Raw genomic sequence first — 25,172 nt, 5'->3', positions numbered from 1 at the left:
ATACATGCTTGTTATATCCATGTGCCAACAAATGTTAGTTGGCTTTTTGTTAAACTCTTAAACCAAACTTATGAAAAAAGTTTACTCAGCATTATTTATGATGCTTATGTTATCGGTTTCTGTAGCCTTTGCCCAAAAGACAATTTCGGGTACGGTTACGGATGGTTCATCCGGCGAGGCACTCGTGGGAGTGAATGTGATTGTAAAAGGCAGTGCTGTTGGTGCACTGACAGATTTGGACGGTAATTTTCGATTAGAAGCTGAAGAAGGAGCCGTCTTGATGTTTTCATTTGTAGGATACGCAACTACCGAAATTACAGTAGGTACTGCAACTTCTATTAATGTCACGCTATCTGAAGATGTAACGAACCTGGATGAGGTAGTTGTTACTGGTCTTGCAACTTCAGTAAAGCGATCAAATTTGGCCAGTTCTGTTGCTACTGTAAATGCAAAAACACTTACTGGAATTACTAATCAATCCAATATGGATGGTGCTCTTTATGGAAAATTCAAAGGAGCGGACATACGATCTAATTCTGGAGCGCCAGGGGGAGGTATCTCTATGAGACTTCGTGGAGTAACATCAATATTTGGTGATCAGCAACCTCTTTTCATTGTGGATGGTGTATATGTTGACAATTCATCTGTGTCTATGGGAAACAACATAGTTAGTGAAGCAGCTGGAGGAGGAAACCCATCTACGAATCAGGACGATGCTTCTAACAGAATAGCAGACATTGATCCAGAGGATATTGAAAATATTGAGATTCTTAAAGGAGCTTCTGCTGCTGCTATATACGGTTCCCGAGCGGCTGGAGGAGTGGTCATCATTACCACTAAAAGAGGGAAAGCAGGGAAGACTGTTGTAAACCTCAATCAAACTATAGGATTGAGAAAGCCGACGCAATTGCTAGGACTTAGAGACTGGACGCCAGATCGAGTGTTTGACAATTTTAATGATCCTGATCTAGCGGCAAACGATCCTTCAAACCCTGGAGTTGTACAACGAAATTTATATAATGACGCTGTGGCTAGTGGGTCTTATTATGATTATGAAAAAGAGCTATTTGATCATACCAGAGTATCTACGACAACAAGGCTTTCTGTTTCAGGTGGACAAGGCAATACTGATTTTTTTGCTGGTATAACATATAAAAATGAACCTGGATTGGTTAAGAATACTGGTTATGAAAAAGGGTCGTTTAGATTGAATATTGGTCAAAAATTAAATGATTGGTTAGATATTTATTTGACGAACAACTACATTAATTCTACTTCAGACCGAGGTTTTTTTAACAATGGTAACCAAAATAGAACACTTGGATATGCTTTGGCTTTTACTTATCCATGGGAAGAACTGCATCCTACTAATGGTGTTTACCCAAGTGGTGGTGCGGGCTCTAATGCTATAGAAACTGTTGATATAACGACCAACAGAGAAGAAGTAAATAGATATATAGGTGGAGCTACTGCGAATGTTAAAATTTTATCCCAAAAGAATAATCAATTGAAATTGGTATTACAAGGGGGGCTTGATCAATATACATTGAGAACAACTAGTATTTTCCCACAATCTTTGACATACTTTAGTAGTCCTACTTCATTGAGAGGGGCTTCAATTTCTGGTACAACCATTAATTCTAATTATAACTTTACCGCTACTTTAGTGCATTCTTACTATTTAGACAATGGTTTAAGTTTTACCACTCAGGCGGGTAGTTTTTTACAGGACTTTGATAAAAACACAGTTATTACAACTGCTACAGCTTTAATTGGTTCTCAAACAAACCTTGCTCAATCTACCAATGTTGGAACTCAACAGCTAATAACTCCACAGCGAGATAAGGGATTTTTCGTTCAAGAGGAAATTAATTTTGATGATAAAATTATTGGTACAGTTGGTATTAGGGGTGATAAGTCTACCAACAATGGGGACGCTGATGAGATGTATTTTTACCCAAAAGCCAGTGTTGCTGTAAATATTCACGAATTTGATTTTTGGTCAGTAGAATCGGTTAGTAATATTAAGCCAAGAATTGCATATGGCCAATCTGGTAGGTTTGCTAATTTTAATGATCGTTTTAATTTGACAAATCCTCAATTAATTGGCGTAAACTCAGGAGTAAGCCCTGCTAACCTAGAAGGAAACGCAACTGTAGGACCAGAAAGACAGATTGAATTAGAGTATGGAATTGATCTTGGATTCATTGGAAATAGAATAGGATTAGACGTCACTTTCTATAATAAGCGAATGGAAGATGTTCTATTGAGAGTCAATAGGGAACCTTCAACTGGGTTTACTCAAAAAGTGCAAAATGCTGCAGAATTAGAAAATAAAGGCGTTGAGCTAGGCTTGGATATTTCTGTAATACAGAATTCTGATTTACAATGGAATACGAGTTTTAAGTGGTGGAGAAATAGATCTAAGATTACCAAATTGGATGTTCCGGCTTTTAATGTAGGCGGTTTCGCAGCTTCTTTGGGTCAAATGAGAATCCAAGAAGGAAAATCTGCAACACAAATTGTCGGAACATATATTTCAGAAGGTTTGACAGCTGATGAGATAAGTGCAATTGACCCTGATGGAGATGGTTTTGCTGTATATGGCGATGCGGAAGCTGATTTTCAGACATCATGGTTTAACCAGATCAGTTGGAAGAACTTTGATTTCACGTTCTTGTTCCATTGGAAAAAAGGAGGAGATGCGATCAATTTGACAACTCTTTTATATGATTTGGCTGGTACAACTTGGGACTATGACGATATGGGAATAGATCCTGAAGGCATACTCACGAATGGAGCATATAGATCAAGTCAGGCATTTGCTAATCCAGAACCAATGATAGAGGATGCAGGTTATTTGAGATTACGTGAAATTGGAGTGTATTACACTATTCCAAAGAATGTGTTGCCAATGGTTAACAAATTCAAGGTGGGAATATCAGGGAGAAACTTGATCAATATTTTTGACTACAATAGTTACGATCCTGAGTCTTCAAACTTTGGGAACAATGTATTGGCGAATAATGTGGAAGTAACTCCTTATCCAGCCTCTAAATTTATCAATTTCCACCTCAACGTGACTTTCTAAATTTTAGATATGAAAATTATGAAAACATTAATAAATAACATTTATGCACTAGTTGCATTAATCATGGTCACTTCTTGTGGCCTGGATGATATTCCAAATCCAAATGCACCAACAATAGGTAGTTTTGAAAATGGCGCAACAAAGGCTGATTTGGATGTACTTGTAGTTGGGTTGGAAGCAGTTTCTAGAAATGACTTACACTTTCATTATCAGACTACGAGTATACTCGCTAGAGATTATTACGATTTGACTGGTATCGATCCTCGTTTCACTCAGGAGATATTAAAAGGGCCACTTGATAACAATGGCTTTCTAACTACGAGATCATATTCGGCATGGTATAAAATCGTTCAGTCAGCTAATCTTTTAGAATTAGCTATTGATAATTCTATTACTGACTTGTCTGATGAAGAAATCAATGGTTATTATGCTTTTGCGAAAACGATGAAAGCATATGCTTTGTTGATGGTTGCTAATAGACAATATACAAATGGTATTAGAATTGAAGTATCTGACAAAGATAATTTGGGTGCATTTCAATCTTATACAGACGCGTTGAGTGATATTAGGTCACTTTTGAACGAAGCAAATGATCATCTGACTGATGCAGGAGCTACTTTTTCATTTCCTCTAAGTGATGGATTTGGAGGTGCGACTGGCACAATCATTCCTGTAGTTGGAGACGATGATATTGTAGAAACTTTTGATATCCCTTCTGGTTTTGCTAAGTTCAATAGAGCAATTGCTGCCAGAGCTGCAATATATCAAGGCAATAAGGCTGATGTATTAACTCTACTAGGACAGTCCTTCATGGATTTAACCGCGCCACTAGACAGAGAAGTTGCGCATGTGTTTGGTCAAGGAGGAAATGAATTGACTAATTCGCAATATTACATCCCAAATCAGAGTGCCAATCAATTCATGGCACATGATTCTTGGTATGATGATGCTGAAGTAGGAGACAATAGGTTATCTAAAGTGGGATTGTTCATGGAAGAAAACGCTGATGGTGATGTGGTGCCGACAAGACAAAGTTTTGATGGACTTTCTGCTGACTATCAGGTGAGATTGTATTCAAGCCTTACTGATCCAGTTACAATGATTAGAAACGAAGAACTCATTCTTCTTTACGCTGAAGCGAATATAGGCACAGACAATGCTGAGGCAATAGCTGCACTAGATGTAATAAGAACTGCGGCAGGGTTGCTACCATATTCGGGTGCAACTACTGATGCTGCACTTGAAGATGAGCTTCTCGTTCAGAGAAGATATTCATTATTTGGTGAAGGTCACAGGTGGGTAGATCTGAGAAGATTTAATCGAATGGATGAAATTCCTTTGGATAGAGCTGGTGATAATGTGATTGATGCATTTCCAACTCCGGTTAATGAAAATGAAGTGTTGGGAGGCTAATCTCAAAGCACATTTTTACAATAAAAAAACGCCATTCAAAATGAATGGCGTTTTTTTATCAATTTAAAGGAATGCGATTATTCTTCATCCAACATATCAATATCTTGAATTAATACTCTTTTGGAAATGGCTTGACCTGTTTTAGTTGCGGCTAGACCACCTAAAGCAGTTTCTTTGTAGCGGGTTTCCATACTCTGTCCCACTTCTCCCATAGCTTCGGCGCATTCATCGACTGGGATTACGCTATCTACATCAGAGAGCGCGATTTGAGCTGAAGAATTGGCGATTGCAGCCGCACTTGCATTTCGTACGACGCAAGGTACTTCCACCAAACCAGCCACAGGATCACAAACCAATCCGAGCATGCACTGCAATGTCACGGCTACAGCATTAAATACCTGATCTATAGACCCACCTAAGCAATAAACAATGCTACCTGATGCCATGGCAGCTGCGCTGCCAGTTTCGGCCTGGCAACCACCTACTGCCCCTGCCAAAGATGCTTTTTGCTCTAATATAAGTGCAATTCCTGCACTAACCAGTAAAGCTTCATGAATACTCCGATCTTCAATTTTATGTATTTTTTGCATGGTGGTCAATACGCCTGGAAGGATACCTGAGGCGCCTGCAGTAGGAGCAGCTACTACGCGACCCATACAAGAGTTGACCTCTTTGGCAGCCAATGCGCTGGATATCAACGTCTGAAATTCTTTTGACAGGACAACTGTTTTATTTTGAGCTACTTTTTTAGCACCATTCTTAATCATCCCAGAGTGAGAAGACATATCTTCAGTCAGACCAGTTTCTACCGCTTCTTTCATCACTTGATAGGCTTTTTCTAAACCTGACCAAATGTCTTCTTCAGAGGCACCTTTTTGCTCAATCTCGTAATTCAAAACGGGCTCAAATAATTTTGAGCCTTCTTTTTCACAAAGGGCTTTCCAGCCTTTGAAATCTTCGAATAGAAACGACATAGTATTTTGGGTTAAATGTCTTCTAAAGTTACTAAGAATCTTGGCTGCTTGTTGTTAGGAGCAGCCAAGAATTAATTTGTGAATGTCTAAAACTCTGCGTTGCCTGGAGTTCTTGGAAATGGAATCACGTCCCTGATATTGGTCATGCCTGTTACGAATAAGATCATTCGTTCGAATCCAAGCCCATAGCCGCTGTGTGGGGCAGAACCAAACTTACGGGTATCTAAATACCACCAAAGTTCTTCTTTGGGGACACCCATTTCGTCCATTCTCTGCTCCAGTTTATCCAATCTTTCTTCACGTTGAGATCCACCAATGATTTCTCCAATGCCAGGAAATAAAATGTCCATAGCGGCCACGGTTTTGCCATCCTCATTTTGACGCATATAAAATGCTTTGATGTCTTTTGGATAATCCGATAGGATTACCGGCTTTTTAAAGTGTTTTTCTACCAAATACCTTTCATGCTCTGACTGCAAATCAGCACCCCAGGCATCTATGACGTATTTGAATTTTTTCTTCTTGTTCGGTTTTGAATTACGAAGAATATCGATGGCTTCTGTATAGGTAACTCTTTCGAATTTATTATCAACAACAAATTTTAATCGGTCCAGTAAATACAATTCTGGACGTTCCGTTTCTTTCTTGTTTTTGTTTTCTTCTACTTCTCTTTCATGTAAAAACTTCAAATCATCCTGACAGTTGTCCAATGCATATTGAACCAGATATTGAAGCATTTCTTCTGCTAAGTCAGCATTATCATCCGCATCAAAGAAGGCCATCTCTGGCTCAATCATCCAAAACTCTGCTAGATGACGAGTGGTGTTTGAGTTTTCCGCTCTAAACGTTGGGCCAAAAGTATAAATTTGACCTAAAGCCATAGCGGCTAATTCTCCTTCTAACTGGCCAGAAACCGTTAGGTTCGTTTCCTTGTCAAAGAAATCTTGCTTAAAATCAATTGTCCCTTCATCCGTTTTTGGAAGGTTGTCCAAGTCTAAAGAAGTTACTCTAAAAGTTTCACCCGCTCCTTCTGCATCAGATGCAGTAATGATTGGAGTATGGATGTTTAAGAATCCTTTATCATTGAAGAATTTATGTACCGCAAAAATCATCGCATGACGAATTCTATATACCGCTCCAAATGTGTTTGTTCTTGGACGTAGATAGGCAATATCTCGTAAAAACTCCAACGAATGTTTTTTTGGCTGGAGTGGATATTTTTCTGGATCTGCCTCACCTAACACTTCGAGTTCTTTGACATGCATTTCAACTGATTGCCCTGAACCTTGGGAGGCAACGATTTCACCTCTTGCAGCCACACAAGCACCAGTAGTGACTACCTTTAGAATTTCATCAGAAATGACATTTGGATCAGCCACCAGTTGCAAATTATTAATTGTCGAACCGTCATTGAGCGCAATGAACGCTACATTTTTGTTTTGTCTTTTGGTCCTTACCCAACCTTTTACAAGTAGACTAGTTCCTACTTCTGCCGATTTTAAAACCTCTAATACTTTGGTTCTTCTTTCCGTACTCACGATTCTCTAATTTTTAATTCAATAATTGCCTGATAATGAAGGCGGAACGCAAAAAAAAAGTATTTTAAGTTCCTGTGCAATTAATTGAATTTTCATTCTCTTTGCGCCAAGCAAATTCCACTCTAATAATAGAAATAACAGAATTATGAAGAAGTACGATGTGTATGGCATAGGAAATGCCCTAGTTGATTTAGTATTTGAGGTTGATGAAAAATTTCTTGTTGATCATCAAGTAGAAAAGGGGTTGATGACCTTAGTAGAAGAGGATAGACAAAATCAATTAATCAATGCCATCGACATTCATGAAAATATGATGAAGGGTGGAGGTTCTGCTGCCAACACAGTAGTGGCAACGAGCCAGTTTGGAGGCAGATGCTATTACTCTTGTAAAGTTTCGAATGATAATTTTGGCCAATTCTTTTTAAAAGACTTGGCACACAACAAAGTGGATACTAAACTAACTAAGGAAACTGCACCTGATGGGATTACTGGTAAATGTTTGGTCATGACGACTCCTGATGCTGAACGTACAATGAATACATTCTTGGGCATTACGTCTGATTTTTCAGTTCAGGAAATAGACGAAGAAGCGATCAAACAATCAAAGTATATCTATTCAGAAGGTTATTTAGTGCCTTCGCCTAGTGGTCGTGAAGCTATGCTAAAAGCGATGCAAGTGGCACGTGCTCATGATGTGAAAATAGCATTGTCTTTTTCAGATCCAAGTATGGTAAAATTCTTTAAAAATGAAATGCAGGAAGTGGTAGGTGATGGTATAGATCTATTGTTTTGCAATGAAGAGGAGGCTATGCTTTATACCGAAACTGAGAACTTAGCAGATGCACGTGAAGCTTTAAAAAAGATAGCGAAGAGATTTGCAATTACGCTTGGTAAAAATGGCGCAATTATTTTTGATGGTGATACCTTTATCGATATAGAACCCTATAAAGTTGATGCAATAGATACGAACGGTGCTGGGGATATGTTTGCCGGAGCATTTATGTTTGGTGTTACCAATGGACATTCCTATGCTGAGGCCGGAAAAATTGCCAGCCTAGCTTCTTCCAAGGTGGTCTCTCAATTTGGCCCGAGGTTAGATAAGAGTCTAATGGAAGAGATTCTAAAAAAGGCAATTCCTCAGGATTAGTCATAAAAAAAGGAGATGCTAGCAAGCTAACATCTCCTTAGATTGAGTTCTGAATTGTTTATCAGTGGTTGTTGTTGATAAGTATTTTATGTGTTTTACTTGAATTAGAATTCATATTTCTAACATCCATGAAGTAAACACCTGATTTTAAATAACTAGGAATTTGAAAATCAACTTTATTTTCTCCAGAAAGTAGTGAAATCGCATCGCTGTAAACAATCTGACCAGAGATATTTCTCATGGACAAACTGACGTTTCCAGCATTCAAATTATCGAATTGGATGCTCATGGTGTTTCCATTCACAACCGGATTTGGATATATAGACGAGGCTAATTCTACCTTTTTATTTGCCGACAATACTACATTCTGAATTTCCAGATCATCAATTGACCAACCCCAGCCATTTGTAGACTCATCACTGTTTAGTCTAAATCTTATCAAGATTTCATCTCCTGGGTCAAAAGTATCAGTCAGTGTAATTGATCTTTGCTTGGCATTAGCAGAAACGGGACTTGCACTATCTTCAAATAATGTTTCCCAATCAGAATCAGCACTAGCATCATATGAATCAATCAAAGGAAGCCAAGTTGCACCATCAAGTGAACCTTCAACTACAACATAATCGTTATCTGGTTCAACTACTACAACTTCCGTAAATTCAATTTTGTTTGCTTCTGAGTCTGAACTTACAATAATAGGTGTCTTCAATAAGTACGTATAGTTAGCTCCGTTTTTATAATTATCTGGGGTATTGATAGAGTTACCCCCTAAGCCAGCTCCTGAACCAATTTCAAATCCATACCCATAAAAATCAGAAGTTGTGGATTCAAAATCATTGACATAAGACTCCACGGGATCCTCATATGAAATTGGAGAGCTTGTCGAAATTCTTGAGACGTAGGGTAGATCATCAAAGTAAGATCTGGCATAAATCTCTGAATTTTTTTCTAGCGTAGTGCTTGTAACAAATTCATAGTCTCCAGCACTTCTGGTTTCTTGATCGGAATGAATCATCTCTCCATCGACATAGATTTCTAAGGCGGTTGATTCAGAAATTAGCGATATAGTAATTACAGCATCATCATTTATTGAATTACTAACGAGTGAAATTTCAGGATTATATCCTTGCTCAGGTAATTCAGAAATGGTTGTACTAAATATACCACGTCCATGCGTACCAACAATTATTTGATCATCTACTTGTTTCAATTCCCAAATCGACACTGCAGGCATGTCAGCATCCAATATATGCCAACTAGCACCATCATCAGTTGATTCAAAAATTCCAATTTCAGTTCCTACCCAAATTGTAGAAGTTTCATGTGGCATAACACACAAATCATAAACAGCAACATCTGGAAATCCAGTGGTACTGCTTGATCCAGTTCCGAAGCCAGAAATGTCTTCCCAAGTTTCTCCCTGGTCTTCTGTCTTTAATATTTTTGGGCCTTTTGCAAAGGAGAATAGTGCATATGCTGTTGATTCTTCTGTCGGGTGAGTAGCAAGACCAGAAATCTGTCCTAATGTAACATCTTCAAAATTACTAGTTGCTGTAAACGATGCTCCACCGTCGGTTGATACTTGTAAACTTTCACTATCAGACATTGCTCCACCTGCCCATACGATATTATTATTAGCCTTAGAAATTTTAACATCAAGAAAGGATCTTAATGCCCAATTTTCGGAAATAGGTATTAACTCCCAGTTAGAAGCAAAATCCGTAGATTTGAATACACCTCCTGCACCAACGGCAAATACGATATCAGGATCAGAATCTACATTTTCAATTTTAGTATTAAACGGCGACTGTTCACCGTCACCTGATCCGGTTAAACCACTCGTTGCATTTGTAAATGTTGCTCCACCATCGGTAGAGACCTCTATACTGTTGTAATAAACACAACTTAGCAGCATATCAGGGTTTTGGCTATGCCATGCCACACCAAAACCATCTCCACCATTTGCTCTTCCGTAATCAGCAGTTGCTGATCCTTCTGTACCTGATGGAGTCATCCAAGTTCCATTGTCCTGGGCGCCACCTATGTACCTGTTTGCACCAGGCATTTTATCCACTGCGTAAAACTGTGTTGTATTGTATCCAGATCCTGAGAAGGTCCAATCTCCATCATTGAATCCTGGATCTGTCCCAGAATTTGATTTATATAACCCTCCATCATTAGTCAATATCAATTGAAACTCTTCGTTCTCTTCATCAGTTATAATTGAAACAATGTTATGATTGTCAGGGTGTACGCCTTCAGTTGATGTGGCTCCTTGAGTTTGAGAAAATGAATTTTTTCCACTGAACTGACCGTAAGCATCAGTGATATTATCTGTGGTCATCATTTTTCTAACTATTGTGCCCCAGTTAATGACAAATTCTGATGTTGGTAAGTTTTCAGCATCCCATGTTTCGTCTTCTGCAAGTACTGGCCAAATAAAGAACATATTTTCAAATACATGCCCACCATCTGTAGACATATTAGAATTAGGCGTAGTGTCATCATATTCTTCAGAACTAATAAACAAGTATTCTCTTGAATGATTAGTTCCATCCTCACCATCAGTAAATGCCTCGATTAGATTGAATTCTCCATCCTCCTGCTGATCTCGGAAAGCTGCCATTAGCTGGACATCATTGTCAATATCCCATACTTCAAAAGGAACATCAACATAATCTTCATATTGATAATCGGCATCTGGTACACCTGCAGCTTGTTTGTTTACAGTAAATCTGTGAGCTTTTTGACCAATACCAGAACCAAATCGAATTTCTACAGAAGCGGAAGCACTTTCACCCACAGAAATTGTCCCACCATTGGCATCAGCACTGAAATTCACTAAATCCATGAAATCAGCTCCTTCTTCTACATTAGTCACCTGTGGATCACTTGTTTCTTCTCCTTCAGCCATTGTGAATTTAAACATATTGACTCCTGCGACATACACTACATCCTCATCGAATGGATGGGCAAGTATTGTATGATCATACCACCCTTGATCTCCAAGAAAATTTGGAACGCCATTCGTATCAGTCAGTTGATTCCAATTTGCACCAGCATCTGAGGAAACATATAGCTCAGGAATATATGAGCTTGCATCTTCTGGGTCTCTTGGCCCTTCATTTGAAAGATATAGTCTGTCAGTATTGACTGGTGATATAGCTAGCTCCATTCTGCCACTTGGAAACAATCCTTCACTCATATCTGTCCAAGTATCCCCAGCATCTGTCGATTTCATGACTCCAGTAGAATTTATTGTTACATACTGTATATTGAAATCATCAGGGTCGGCTACTATTTGCTGTACTCTTCCTGAAGTTGAGCTATAAACTTCCGTCCAACTAGTCCCTCCATCTTCGGATTTAAAAATACCAGAAGTAAAAGAAGCAAATAATTGATCATTGTTGTTGACAGATAAAAGTATATCCGCATCGCTAGGGTCTACTATCATACGGTTGACAACTTGGAAGTCATCATTGTCTGCAGTAGCGTCCAGTTGTACCCAAGTTTCGCCAAGGTCAGTTGATTTAAAAATACCGTTTCCTTTTACAAATCCAGCACTTGCACCCCAGCCTTCACCTGTGCCTGCATATAAAATATTTTTATCCGAACCTGCCATTACTATTTGTGAAATAGCAAGATTGGGCATGTCTGTTGATTTGTTAGTCCATGAGCTTCCGCCATCTGTGGTTTTCCATATTCCACCACCTGCTGCACCAGCGACCCATGTATCAGCATCGTCCGGATCAATTACCACTGCACGAGTTCGGCCAGGTACATTGCCAGGTCCTCTTTCATCAAAAGTCAATGTAGGGCGTGAAGCGAATTTCGCTAAAGGATTTACTTTGCTTTCAAGTATTCGAGCCTTGTTAAGTTCATTCATTCTATAATTTGAGCCGTATGCAGGCTTGCCTTCTCCATCTCGAGTTTTAAGCTCATTGAGCATGTTGGCATACATACTTGGCATATCGGATTTTTGGTATCCAGGCGTGCTGTGTTTTTTCTTTTTCAATTCATATTCTGCATCTAGCTTTTCTTGACCAGTTTTAAAAAAAACTTCTTGGTCTGATTCATTTGTAATGAAATCAGAATTTTGAATAATCGATTTGTTCCAAATCAGTACGCCCGATGCAACGACTGAAAGCAGTAGTAGTAATTTTCTCATTTTTCGTAACTTCATGGTTTTTTGGTTTTTTTATTAATGTCGATTTGTACTGTATTGGATTGGTTTTCAGAATTAACAATACCTGGCATGCTTCTCTTTTCAATCGTCGAATTATCTATCCACTTGACATATCCATTCAAAGCTGATCCTTGGTATACAATTTCTTTATTGTCCAATTTATATACTGCAAACTTGATTGTCTTAGCATTTTTTTCACCTGTTTCTTTCCAAGCCAGAACATATGAACCTTCCTCATTTTCTGAAGTTTGAAAGTCTTCACCGACGATCTCAATTAGTTTGGTACTTAAATTATCAACTTGATTGGAAGCGATTTTTTTTGGATTTGAGGTCAAGCAAGAAAGAATAATGCATGACAACAGCAACAGTGAAAATGGTATTTTCATCTTGGGTTTGGTTTTTTTGCTAACAAAGTAGGTATCAAAAATAAGAAGATCATTTGCTTTTATCTTGAAACCAACCTCAATAATATTGAAAATGACTGGAAAAATATTCTAAATCAATAAATTAATTTGGGTTTTGCGAGGATATATGAGTAAGGAAATTAAGTTTCAATAGTTTCACTATTTCTTATTTTTCTTATGAAGCTTAAAATTTTACATATTCCAAAGGATGGCTTTTTCCTTTCTAGGTACATTTGTTGAAAATTAGAGAGATATGAATTCTACACTTAGATATAAAGCAGACAACGAATTTGAAGCAACAAATCAGGCAGGAAATACAGTGGCTATGGATATGTATCCACAAAGCGAAAAGAAGGATCAATCACCGATGGATTTGATGCTTTCAGCAATAGCTGGATGCGCTGCAGTCGACATTGTATCTATGATTAAAAAGAAGCGCAGAACTTTTGTAGATCTGAAAGCAGAAACAACTGGCAAAAGGGCAGAAAATCACCCAAAGAAATTCACAAAAATTCATATTAAATATATTATTACTTCGCCTGATCTTACAGAAAAGGAAGCTGAAAAAGTGATCGACCTAGCTGTGAACAATTATTGTAGTGTGGCATCATCTTTGGATCCATCTATAGATCTGACACATAGTTTTGAACTTGTCAGATAATTTCTATTTCAAAGGGCTACTAACGATATCCAAATCTTTGTTAATAATAAAATGAACGAGCCGCTCTGGAACGGTTTCAAAGTATGGCTGAGCGAGGTCTGAACTGCCAATGATATGAATGGCGTGTTCTCCTGATTTCAGAAAATGTGTAGTTCGGTATGGAGTAGAAGCTCTTAGGAATTTTTCATCCGACCATTTTCCTGAATTATTTATCTTTATTACGTACGATGCAAATCCTCCGTTAACATTAGAATACTTACCAGCGTTGTCCTGAATTTTGGAATAATTGCCTGTGATCAGATATCCGTCATCCAAAGCCACTACACCTACCAGATCCCCGACTACTTCCTTGGTGTACTTCCAAAGTAGATCGCCAATTACGTTATAATTAGCAACTATAACCTGAGCAGATTTATTCATGTCTTTCGTCAATTCACGACCATTAAAACCAATTAAAAATGTGTTGGTTTGTTCTTCAAATTCAATAATTCTTGGAAAATCATCAATTCCCAGATTCCGAACCATTAGTTGTTTTCCCTCTTCACTATAAGTAAAAAGTGTATTTAGTTTTGCACCTGTTTCCATATGAGTGCCATTGAGTACAAACGTACATCCAGCTTGTCCTCCTACCATAGCACTCAGAACGGTATGTGAATCCGCCTTCACACTATCCATTTGTAAAGAAAAATCTTTATACCAACTTACCGTTTGATTTGACTCTACTCGACACACATAGGAAGTAACCAGATTGGATTTATTATCTAAATAGATACCGCCTAAATACGCTGACCCATCTAGGTTGGTTGATTTATGTAAGGTCACTCTTTGGGCTGGTTGAAGGGAATCTAGGTTAGGATTGCTGGTAAAATTGGGTATGGATATTCTACGGTACTTTACAGTGTTTTGAATCGAGTCTGAAGTGTATTTGACTTGAAGTAAACGCCTTGTATCAGCTAAATATGCATCGAATTGACTCTGATTAGTAGATCTTTCTTGTGTAATCGTCTGGTTCAAGCCAGACATACCAGCATAATAGTCGTCAATATATCCTTTGTACTTCTGATAAGAATAACCTGTGTTTCTTGTCTCAACATGTTGTAAGAGCGTATCAGATTTTGTAATTAAATTCAATAAATAGCCATAATGACTTATTTGCCGTTCTGGTAATATTTTCATGGTTTCTGTAGAGACCTTATTCAATTGTTCTTGTATAAGCAATTCATGTTTTTTCTCATTATATAAAAACAGAGGCTCGACCACAGATTTTAAATCATATTTTCTTAAGGTAAAGAGGAATTCTTTATCAACATCTATAGGCTCTATTTTTCCATTTAACACATCTTGCTCTACTTGGTTGATTTTGGCAGATATGATTTTTTCATTTTCAACCATCATTGCTCTAAGAGCCCCTATATTTTTATCTATATACGCTTTAGTATCATCCACCCATTTGGCATAATCCCAAATTGGAATTTCTTTTTGCTTTAGAAAATTGATTTCTACAGCAAGTCCATCTAACTTATAAATGCTAATGGAGTCAATTTTAATTTCTTGATTGTAGCCTATATCATACCTATTGGTTTTTTGCTTGTAAGATTTGAAATATTTTAAACTTTCGTTGTAATTGGATTTTATATCATCAAATTCTTTTTCCATTTCAATGCCATACAACAAGTACAAATCTTTGATCGAAGCATGTTGACTTATGATTTTGGTAAAAGTTTGATTGGCTTTTGAGTAGTGCGTATAACTACGCGTAAAGTCGTCGTAGATGCCTGGCATATTTATTTCAAAGGCATCCATTTCCTGTCGAGCCTCTAGAATGGCTTTTTGTATTGAATCTAATGAGACGCTATATCGCCCTTTTTCGTCATAGATGGCAAAATTGATGTATTCTTCCTTATGTTTCTTGACGTCTTTTTCTGTGATGAGCTTTTCACAATTATCGAAGGCTTCTTTAGCCAAAAGGATATTGGCCATAGCCTTTTTATAGGCAGTAATGGGATCACTTTCTTGGAATCTTTTATTATATATTAATCCCAGTTGAAGATACATGCTTGGATTTTCTGGATCGGCCTCTATCAAATTTTCTAAATCTGCTACACCCACTCCTGGCTCGCTATTTAGAATTCCAGGTAGTAAATCTTCATACTTCACTTTTTTTTGTGCTACAATTGTACCCAAGAAGCTCAACTGAAAAATCAATAAAAGAGAATAGATCAATGTCCTTTTCATGGTCAATTTAGATTTTCAATATTTTTAGGATTACTCTTCTATTTTGGGCTCGACCTTCGTCTGTGTCGTTGCTCACGAGTGGCTGCGACTCTCCATAACCCACTGGAGTGAAACGCTCTCCTTCAATTTCATTTTCTCTTAAAAACTCAACGACACTTATGGCTCGTCTGTCAGATAGAAGCTTGTTGTATCGGGCAGAGCCAACATCATCTGTGTGAGCTGAAATTTCAACAACCATCGTAGAGTTGGCATACATCAGACCTACTACTCGTAATAACTCATCATATGAATTTTCTGTGAGCTGATCTGAATTAGATTCAAAAAGTATGTCTTTCAGTGTGAGGTTGGCGCCTACTAGCAGCGGTTGAAGCTTCATATCAACAACCGCATCTCCAGCTGCTTTTCCATCTTCATGTACTATACCATCTTCAGTCACGTCCAAAACAGTCGTATTGTAGGCATACCCCTGATCGCTAGTAGCTTCGATTTCATAGCGATCGCCTACACGCAATCCGACAGCTTCATTGCCTTCTACGATTATAGTTTCATCTCGATTTCTGTTCCTAATCCTTACTCTGGATCTCACTTTTGAGTTGTTTGTTAAATCAGCTACATTGATGGTGATTTCCTTCTTTTTGGGGATGAGTTCAATATCCTTTTCAAAAGAAGGGTACATCATTAAGCCAGAGGCGTCAAAAACAAAATATTCACTCTCGAAGTTTTCCTTATCAATGAACACTTCATAAGCGGCTCCAAGGGGCAAGTCTAATTCGAGCTGCCCAGTAGCCGGATCACTTTCTAAATCCATTAGTACGCTTCTTTCGCCTTCCACTTTTACTTTTACCAAAGCTGAAATAGGCTCAAAAATTTCTACATCATAAATATTAAGCTGGAGTTTGGCACTTTCGTACAGCACCACATCGTATTCAATTTCTCGATATTCATCAATGTTCGTTAGATCGTATTGCGTGGCGTACGTAGTATAACCTTCTTTTCGAAATTCTACATTGTAGCTGCCTCCCACGGCTAAAACCAAACTGAATTTCCCATCTTTTGGATTGCTATTTAATAGCATCAGCTCCTCTGATGTAAATGCATCTCTCACGATAATTTCAGTCGCCAGACCTTCATTAGTCTTTCCACTTTTTACAATGCCTTGGATTACATTGTTTCTGAATTGCTGAAAACTAGGAGGAATATCAACTTCATAAATGTCATTGGTATGGATGTAGTACATTTTGTCTCCTTGTGCTGCAATGCATGGAAACTGATCATTTTCCGACGTGTTTACATAGGTTAGTGGAACAGGTGTGGTCCAATCTCCAGCATCATCTAAGAACGATTGGTAAAGGTCATATTTACCCAATCCTCCCAGTCTGTTTGATGAAAAGATAAGTGTCCTGTTATCAGCCATTATTCTAGGGGCTTTTTCACAATCTTTGTTGATGGGATAGGGGAGCTTTGTAGGGTTAGACCATTTGCCATCCTTATTAATTTCAGATTTGTAAATAGCATAACAAGTTTGACCCTCAGTCAGATCTCTAAGTTCTTCATCTTCTGGCCCTTCATCATTGACTCGTACGAAATAGAGGGTTTTTCCGTTTGATGAAATGGATGGGAATCCATCAAACCCAGGTGTATTAATAGGTTCTCCAATATTAATTGGGCTTGACCAGCCAAATTCCTCTCTTGTAGCATAATATATATCGTCAGCTCCTATACCTCCTGAAAATGAGCTGAAAAAATACATCGTATTCCCATCAAAACTAATATTTGGTCCTCCTATAAGATCATTGTCACTCCCGTAATTATTGATGCTATCGACAGGAATTGGACTCCCCCAATGTCTATCTTGATCTAAAAGTGCTTCATAAAGCTTATAAGAGCCAGTTTGGTTAGATTCAAATATCATAACCTTGCCATCTGCCGATATAGATGGGGCATACTCGATAGATTCGGTATTAATATTATCAACTCTTTTGCTCGTGTTTTTATAATATTCGAGCGAGTCAAACATGGGTGTTGAATCCACTTCCTGACCATGAGCTATATGAATCATCATTAGAAACGACCATGTAAACCACAGTAGGGGTTGCATAATTCTCATAGCATTTAATTCCCTAGTATCACAAAAGCGCCCCAATAGTAGGGCTGTTTATATTCTTTTTTCAATGATTTGATAGCTTGGCGAAAGGCATCTTTTTTCGTTTCTCCATTTATCCAATTGCTATAAAACCGTGACATTAATTTTTGGGTTGTTTCGTCATTCACTTTCCAGAGGCTCATGATCAAATTATCAGCTCCAGCAACTATAAAGGCTCTTTGTAGGCCATATACACCTTCTCCGTTTTTTACTTCCCCAAGTCCTGTCTCACAAGCAGACATCACAACCAATTCAGTTTCGTCGAGGCTCAAGTTCATGGCCTCATAAGCAGTCAGAATTCCATCTTCATCATATGGAAGGGATTCACCTTGCAATGTTTTTGAGGCACCAGCAAGTAGTAATCCTGAACGAAGTAAAGGATTGAATCTGGCTTCTTGCGTTTGAATACCTTCGTTTGCATCTGCTTTGATGGTCATGTCAGACATAAAAAATCCGTGAGTGGCTATATGAAGCAATTTTGGGTTGTTCACCTTTTTAACATTCACTTCATTGGCTTCTGCAGCTTCATATTTTTCATACTTCCAAAAATTCTGATCTAATGTCTCAGCAATATTATTTATTTCTATTAATGTACCTGGTAGAGAAGAGATGCCAGACTCAAAGCCACGCTCAGTAGAGGCTGTACTTGCTACAGCTTCTCCACTGCCAAGTTCATAGTCCGGAAAGCCGAAAATGGAAGCTCGACTGGACTGAGGTGTTTGGCTGGAAGTTTCATTTTCTGTCAGTTCTTTGGTATTACTCAATAGATCGATAGCATATTTATCAAACACATATTCTTTTTTGTCTGGATCATAAAGTGTGTTGATGTTGATTTTGTTGTAAACTCCGTCTGATGACAAATAGATTCTTTTGGTGTCTTTTAAAAGTTCGTCGATGGGTTTCCAGAATTGACCATAAGACCTTGGGTTTTCTATCTTATAGACGATCATATTTTTGTATTGCTTAAAATACTTCAGCTCCATATTTACCCCATCCTCAATTACCACAAGTTCTGGAAATGTTCCTGGTGTTCCTGAAAGAACCAGAGCTGCGTAGTAAATCGAATCATTTTTGGTATTCTTTTTTATTCTTAGAATTTCAATAGCTTTTTCTTTTTCGCTAATTTTTGATTGCACATCAACCCAACTGATCGTTTGTTGATCATATTCTCCTGCAAATGCCGTTGACATTTTTGAAATCTCTTTTTCCAAAGAATTGGTATTCGCTTGCATAGTGGCAATGCTGATATTATTCCTTTTTAGTTCGTCATTGGAGAGATTCAAGCTTTTAACGAGCTCTTCCTTTGCCGCTTGCCATTCATTAAATTTTGCAATAAGTGCGGCATCACCACTATTCATTATTGCATTTCTAATTTTGTTACTAGCATTAAGCAATAAGGCTTTGGTCTGAAGTTGTAAATCGTATAAGTCTGCCAGCATCTGATTCATCACCAATTGATCTCCACGCTTGTGAAAAACGAATTCTACAGCAAAGTCCTGGTAGGCTTCAAAAACGGGTTTTATTTTGGCATAAAAGGCACTTTTTTCTTCTTCACTAAGCGAAGGGAAATAACTGTTAATACTTTCCAGATAGGACTGAATGGCTGTACGATAATTATTTTGGGCCCCATTAAAATCTCCTGTCTTTTGTTTTACAGATGCTAAACCATAATAGGAATAGGCGAGATCAGGGTGATTGGCGTTGAGTAATTTGGAGCGCAATGCTACGACTTCTTTGAATAGACTTTCTGCTTCTTCAAATTGCTCTTGTTCTTGTTTTAGTACCGCTAGATTATACAATGTACTAGCATAAGAGGGGTGCTCTTTACCAAAATTCTTTTCTGCAATTTCTAATGACTGGGCATATAATCTGGACGCTTCATCGTATGCACCGAGCTCTTCCAGAATAGAAGCTAAGTTGTGCAGCGTTTTGGAGTAAAGGGGGTGCTCAATTCCCAATATGATTTTGTCAATTTCGAGCGCTTCTTCGAGTTGAGTTTTACTCACCTCAACTTCACCTTCCATATAATTCAATGAGGCTAGGTTTTCTAATGCAGAAACATAGTCTATGTGGTATTTCCCAAAAGTGGATTCAAATATGGTCATTGCACTTTCCAGCTTTATTCTTGCCGCTTTGGTATTGCCCATTTTCATGTAGAGCAGCCCAAGTTCGTTGCTGGTGTTGGCATAATAGATATGTTCTTTACCAAGACTTTTTTCATAAAAATCAAGAGATTTTATAAGGTACTCTTCAGCTTCTCCGAAATTTCCCATTGCTCTATTGATGACACCAAGATTGCTTAGCGTGTAACCTTTTGACACATCATCAAAAGCACTCGATTTGATTTTTGTTTGATAGACTGATTCTAAAATTTCCTTGGAATTTGAATACTTCCCGAGCGTGAGATAGAGAACGCCAATGTTTTCGTAAGATGAGATGTAGGAAGGATTTTCAACTCCAAAAAGTTTTTTCTTAGTTTCTAACGCTTGAATTAACTTTTCTTCGGCAAGTACAAACTCATTATTAGCCTGTAGAAATGCCGCATAATTTCCAAGAAAATTGACGTATTGCAATTGGGCTATATCAGCTTGGGATTCATAAAAGGGTCTTATTTCTGCATACAAGGCTTCTGCTTGTGACAATTGATTCATACTTGTATACAGAGAAGCCAATCGAGCCTTTACATCATTCGTTTCGCTTTGATGATTATTGGTCAATGGTAGAATTTGCTTCAAGGTGCTTTCGGCATCAGCATATTGGCCTAATGCAATTTGAGCCGTTGCCTTGGATTTTAATAGAGGTATTAGTTGTGAAGTATTAGAACCTGCTTGTTCAATAGCTTGCTCACTTTTATCCAATGCCTCCTTCGACATGCCTTTATCAATCAAAAGAAGCGTGGCTCCGTTCATTGCCAATAAATAGGGTTTCAAAGCAGCCGGAGAAGACAGATTCGCTTGGTCTATCGTCTTATCAAAAGTGGTTTGGGCCAATTCGAAGTTTTCATTCATATAATAAATATTGCCAAGATTGGCCATTGCGATAAGATAAGCTGGGTCATTTGGGTTTGTGTTTTTGGCTACCACTTCAGACATCAGGTTTTCGGCTTGTTGCAGTTGTCCTGTCCTTTGATACAGCAATGACAAATTATTGAGCGCAATGAGGTAATCTTCATGATCTGTAGCGCTCAAATTTTCAAAAATACCAATGGCGGCTTCATAATAATTAACGGCATTAATCATTTCCCCATTTTCTTCGTAGGCAGATGCTATTTTGACTTCTATGCTGGCGAGTTGCTCTGATGACCCTTGATCTTTGTAAGCTTCGTCGAGCGGAAGTAAAGCTTCAATGGCTTCTTTCGGCTGACCGCTAACTAGGCAATAATCTCCGTAGGTGTATAGAATGTTGGCGTATTCTGGTGATTGTTCTTCTGAACGGTCCATGATGGCAAGAGCAGACTTAAAAAGTGGATCACATGCCTCCCAATCCAAAAGGTAGTAATACGTAATCGCCAGATTGCCTTCTATTTCAGCAATTTCCAGATCATTATCGGCGTGATACTGAAGCATTAAATTTTTTGATTCTTTCAACGCATTTTGTGCAAGCTCAAAATCGCCGTTAGCCGAATAGAGTAATCCAATATTATACAAAGTGATGGCAAAGTTCTCGTCGCCATTTTTTTGTAATTTGATGAGTAGCTCTTTTTCCTTGATTGCATATTCGAGACCTTCTTCAAAAGTCCCCTCATCATAACAAATCAAGGCAAGTTGACGGAGAATAGATGCAATGTTTGGGTGTTCGGCAGACTCTGCCTGAGTCAAAAGATCCAAGGATTGAAGGCATTTTTCTTTAGCAGCTGCGAGGTTGTAATTATTGTAATCTTCTATACTCTGATTGTATAGACTGTGCCAATCTTGCTGTGCCATGGACACAGTCATTGTACCACAAAAAACTATTAAGAAGCAAAAAAATTTCAAAGCGCTCTTCTTTAAAATGTTAAAATCCAAATTGTAAGTAATGCTTCTTTTCTCTAATGAAGAATCTCCCAATCTATACTATATCGTGCTATTTCTTTATCATTTATGGGTCGCATGTCTACTGTATATGGGCCTCCCGGTTTGTCGGGTACTATGTAGGCGGTTCCTAAAAGGTCGTTGGGTGAGATTACATCATGATCCCATACTTCTATGGCTGCTTCCTCGTTGGGAATTAGACCTGTTAGTTCAACCTCCAATGCATGCTTGGTGTTAATTCGAACGTCTTCGTGCTTTTTGTCTATTGGCCAAACTTTCTTTCCTCTAAACTTCAGAAATATATCATCAAACTTTTCTTCATCGTTTTGAAAACAATGCAGCGTTTTTAGTCTAATGGTTAGCTTTTCGCTCATACACGAAGTAATTTAGTTAGTAAAAGAAATTCAAGCAGTTGGGACTAATTTAATAAATTCTGAGAGGAAATTGCCATTCATTGAAAGTATTATACATTCATCAATATTTTAAGAGACCGGAAGATGGTGGGAGCTTGAGATCATACCATTTGGCGAGGGAATTGGTCAAAAGTGGAGTAGATGTTACCATGATAACCGCACACAATCATTCATCCAGAAGACGAAAGATAGTAGCCGGTATTGATGTGATCTATTTGCCAGTAAAATATGGTAATGAGATGAATTTTGGTAAGCGTAGTAGGGCGTTCATTAGATTTATGTTATTGGCTATTTTGGAATCTACTCGTCATCGTCAAATAGATTTCTGCTATGTTATGACAACTCCGTTGTCTACTGGTGCAATTGCCTTATTCAACAAGATAATTTTAAGACGCCCTTATATTTTTGAGGTGGGTGACTTATGGCCGAAAGTGCCCATAGAAATGGGTTTGATAAAGGCTAAATGGAAGCAGAAGTTGTTGGCCTGGTTTGAAAACCGATTTTATCGAAATGCCAAAGGTCTAGTTGGGTTGTCCGAACCCATTTCTAATCATTTGCATTCAATTGCTCCTAGAATTCCTTTTCAAACTGTATTCAATATTTCGGATTGTGGAGGATTTGTTCCATCTGACAAGAAGCAGGTCTGGATTGAAAAATATCAAGTTCAAAATCAGTTTGTAGTGAGCTATACAGGGACATTCGGATTAGCTAATGATTTGATTCAGTTGGTTGATTTTGCTAAGGAAGTAGAAGGTCTGCCAATAAAATTTATGATGGTTGGTAACGGTGCTGAAAAAGAAAAAATCAGAAAGAAGGTTGATGAGATTGGTCTTCAAGATGTTCAAATATTTGATGCAATGGATAAGACTCAATTGCTGGAAGTGATCAATGTTTCAGATGCTATGATGGTTTCGTTTGCAGCCTATGATTCACTGCATACCGGAAGTCCGAATAAATTTTTTGATGCACTGGCTGCTGGCAAGCTAGTGGTGGCTAATTTCCGCGGATGGTTAGGTGATTTGATTGAAAGTGAAAATTGTGGAATTGTGGCTCAGTCTCCTGAAGAGTATAAACAGAAAATAAAAACCTTCATTGACGACGATAAAAAATTGACAACTTTTCAGGTCAATGCACGAAAATTAGCCGAGCATAAATTTGAGCTAAAGATTCAATCCAAAATACAGCAAGACTTTATAGCTCAACTATTTAATTAGATTGATTTCTCGGTTTATAGTTGGATAACTGAAAAACCTTATGTGCATCCTTTTCGGCCATTAGATCTGTGAAAGAAACCTCCGGATTTTCATCCATATACTTTCTTACAATTTGCCATCCCAGCCATGCACCTACTCGACCTGGGCAGTCTTCACTTATTTCAGCAATATTAGGGCGTTCACCAATAAACTTGTTTTTTAGAAAGTGGCTGGTTTCATAGAGCATTTCGTTTTCAATTATATTGGCCCAAATGATCTCTTGATTGGTTTCTACAGCACGAAGTTCATCCGTACTGTACCCAATAATAAGTGAGTCTGCTTTGCAAGGCAGTGCTTGCTCAACGAAATAATACGATTTTCCTAAGTTGACCATATCGGCCAACAAAGTGCCATGTGACTGATCGGCTAGATTAAATTCATTTGAAACAAAGCTCAACAGAATGGGTGATAGGCTTTCCTTCATGTATCGTTTCACAATATACCTTGGAATGTCATTGGGAAAATATCTCCCATTCTCTCCAGCAAAATAATCTAATCCCAAAACGATCAATGAGTCTGAGATGTACATATCGTTATAAAAACCGGTGATGATGGTTTGAATTTTGGGGATTTGAGTCTCTGGATAATGGTATTTGATGAACTGATAGGCTGACGTTAACTCTGAAATGTTATGGTTGAAATTCGAAAAATAGGATTTTGAATCACTTATCAAAGTGTCTATCGAAGGCTGTTGGAGTAATTTGAATAACCTTTTGGCCAAAATAGTATCATTGGGATATTGGTTTGCATCCAAAAAGAAATCCGTCATTGTTCTATATTCCTGAAAAAAAGCTAACGTCTGATCTACGCTCTTCAATTTTTTAAACTCATCCTCAAGCCTTTCTACCTCGATATTGACTGTTATTTGTGTGAATTGGTCTGATTGATCACATTCATCGCTTTCACAAGAGTTTAGCGTTGTGATTCCGATGGCACAGACAGATATTAATAGAATAAATTGATAAATTGTTCGCTGCATCAAGTCTTTGGACTTTAGATTTGTATTGGATCCACCCCTTAATGAGGTGTCCTATAAAGAATGGCAAAACTATTTATTTATTTTAATTTCTCATGAAGAAAGTTATACCTGTATTCCTGATGTCGATTACATTTTTAGGTTATGCACAGCCAAAGTTGGGCTTAGTTGTTGGGCCGAGCATTTCAATGAATCGAGTGACTTATATAGATGACAACAATTTTGATTATAAGAATGATGGCGCAGCTTTCAAATTTAGATTTGGATTGGAAGCAGATTTTATGCTGTCAGAGACGTATGCTTTTAGCACGGGATTAATTTTTGCCCCTAAGCGAGCTGGGTTTTCAATCAGTCCTTTAGACGGATCAGCACCAAGTACTGAAGACTATAAAGTTCATTATTTGCAATTACCAGCCACATTAAAATTATTCACTAGCGAAATTCAGCCAGACCTCAAGCTGTTTTTCCAATTAGGTTTCAAAGGAGAGATTAAGCTGTTTGATGAACCTTTCAAAGAAGATTATGAGCTAATTGAAGAGTTTCATCTTTTTGATTGTTCGTTTACAGGAGGTGTAGGTGTGGAATATGGTGCTGGGGTCAATACTATACTATACGGCGGGATCTTTTACGACAGAGGTTTAGTCAATATCATTAAGTCATCAAATGCCGAAAATGAACTGACGTCTAAAATGCACACGTTGGACTTGAAATTGGGCCTGAAATTTTAA

At 38.0% G+C, this 25,172-nt stretch carries 15 protein-coding genes; 6 read left to right on the top strand and 9 right to left on the bottom strand.

Going from position 1 to position 25,172, the window contains the following annotated elements; translation table 11 throughout:
- The first annotated feature begins 70 nt into the window (after positions 1-70).
- The gene (locus tag ABJH98_RS19010; RefSeq protein ID WP_348309364.1) at positions 71-3,091 is read left to right on the top strand and encodes a SusC/RagA family TonB-linked outer membrane protein; all 3,021 of its coding nucleotides are present in this window, start codon (positions 71-73) and stop codon (positions 3,089-3,091) included.
- Positions 3,092-3,109: 18 nt separating this feature from the next.
- Positions 3,110-4,504, top strand: coding sequence for a RagB/SusD family nutrient uptake outer membrane protein (locus tag ABJH98_RS19005; protein ID WP_348309363.1), 1,395 nt, complete (start codon positions 3,110-3,112; stop codon positions 4,502-4,504).
- Between the two features lie 77 nt (positions 4,505-4,581).
- Here ABJH98_RS19005 and sdaAA read toward each other — a convergent pair whose 3' ends face one another.
- A complete protein-coding gene (gene sdaAA / locus ABJH98_RS19000) occupies positions 4,582-5,478 on the bottom strand; it encodes an L-serine ammonia-lyase, iron-sulfur-dependent, subunit alpha (protein WP_348309362.1) in 897 nt (298 codons plus the stop codon).
- Positions 5,479-5,564: 86 nt separating this feature from the next.
- A complete protein-coding gene (asnS, locus tag ABJH98_RS18995) occupies positions 5,565-7,016 on the bottom strand; it encodes an asparagine--tRNA ligase (RefSeq protein ID WP_348309361.1) in 1,452 nt (483 codons plus the stop codon).
- Positions 7,017-7,161: 145 nt separating this feature from the next.
- Here asnS and ABJH98_RS18990 point away from each other — a divergent pair, with 145 nt between their 5' ends.
- Positions 7,162-8,163: an adenosine kinase gene (locus tag ABJH98_RS18990; RefSeq protein WP_348309360.1), complete on the top strand. Its 1,002-nt coding sequence runs from the start codon at positions 7,162-7,164 to the stop codon at positions 8,161-8,163.
- A gap of 61 nt (positions 8,164-8,224) precedes the next feature.
- Here ABJH98_RS18990 and ABJH98_RS18985 read toward each other — a convergent pair whose 3' ends face one another.
- Positions 8,225-12,346, bottom strand: a complete 4,122-nt coding sequence (locus ABJH98_RS18985; RefSeq protein ID WP_348309359.1) for a T9SS type A sorting domain-containing protein — start codon at positions 12,344-12,346, stop codon at positions 8,225-8,227.
- Positions 12,343-12,735, bottom strand: coding sequence for a hypothetical protein (locus ABJH98_RS18980; RefSeq protein WP_348309358.1), 393 nt, complete (start codon positions 12,733-12,735; stop codon positions 12,343-12,345). Before ABJH98_RS18980 ends, ABJH98_RS18985 begins: the two co-directional genes overlap by 4 nt.
- A 271-nt stretch (positions 12,736-13,006) precedes the next feature.
- On the opposite strand from ABJH98_RS18980, the gene ABJH98_RS18975 reads away from it, so the two are divergent.
- The gene (locus ABJH98_RS18975) at positions 13,007-13,414 is read left to right on the top strand and encodes an OsmC family protein (RefSeq protein ID WP_348309357.1); all 408 of its coding nucleotides are present in this window, start codon (positions 13,007-13,009) and stop codon (positions 13,412-13,414) included.
- Positions 13,415-13,417: 3 nt separating this feature from the next.
- Here the strand turns inward: ABJH98_RS18975 and ABJH98_RS18970 are convergent, their stop codons facing one another.
- From ABJH98_RS18970 to ABJH98_RS18955, 4 genes are all read right to left on the bottom strand, one after another.
- Complete coding sequence (locus tag ABJH98_RS18970; protein WP_348309356.1) at positions 13,418-15,649, bottom strand: hypothetical protein; 2,232 nt, start codon at positions 15,647-15,649, stop codon at positions 13,418-13,420.
- A 7-nt stretch (positions 15,650-15,656) separates the two neighbouring features.
- Entirely contained in the window at positions 15,657-17,711 is a 2,055-nt protein-coding gene (locus tag ABJH98_RS18965; protein WP_348309355.1) for an OmpA family protein, read from the bottom strand.
- 50 nt (positions 17,712-17,761) lie between these two features.
- A complete protein-coding gene (locus ABJH98_RS18960) occupies positions 17,762-21,715 on the bottom strand; it encodes a tetratricopeptide repeat protein (RefSeq protein WP_348309354.1) in 3,954 nt (1,317 codons plus the stop codon).
- A 104-nt stretch (positions 21,716-21,819) separates the two neighbouring features.
- A complete protein-coding gene (locus tag ABJH98_RS18955; protein ID WP_348309353.1) occupies positions 21,820-22,176 on the bottom strand; it encodes a hypothetical protein in 357 nt (118 codons plus the stop codon).
- Between the two features lie 80 nt (positions 22,177-22,256).
- Between ABJH98_RS18955 and ABJH98_RS18950 the strand changes: the two genes are divergently transcribed.
- Positions 22,257-23,429: a glycosyltransferase family 4 protein gene (locus tag ABJH98_RS18950; RefSeq protein ID WP_348309352.1), complete on the top strand. Its 1,173-nt coding sequence runs from the start codon at positions 22,257-22,259 to the stop codon at positions 23,427-23,429.
- On the opposite strand, the gene ABJH98_RS18945 is transcribed toward ABJH98_RS18950, so the two are convergent.
- A complete protein-coding gene (locus tag ABJH98_RS18945) occupies positions 23,422-24,447 on the bottom strand; it encodes a gliding motility lipoprotein GldB (protein WP_348309351.1) in 1,026 nt (341 codons plus the stop codon). The genes ABJH98_RS18950 and ABJH98_RS18945 overlap by 8 nt on opposite strands.
- A 92-nt stretch (positions 24,448-24,539) precedes the next feature.
- Here ABJH98_RS18945 and ABJH98_RS18940 point away from each other — a divergent pair, with 92 nt between their 5' ends.
- On the top strand, positions 24,540-25,172 hold the full coding sequence (locus ABJH98_RS18940) for a porin family protein (protein ID WP_348309350.1): 633 nt from the start codon (positions 24,540-24,542) through the stop codon (positions 25,170-25,172).

It is taken from the genome of Reichenbachiella sp., assembly GCF_039969095.1.
Lineage (GTDB): Bacteria > Bacteroidota > Bacteroidia > Cytophagales > Cyclobacteriaceae > Reichenbachiella.
This window is presented reverse-complemented; position numbering and strand designations above follow the sequence as displayed.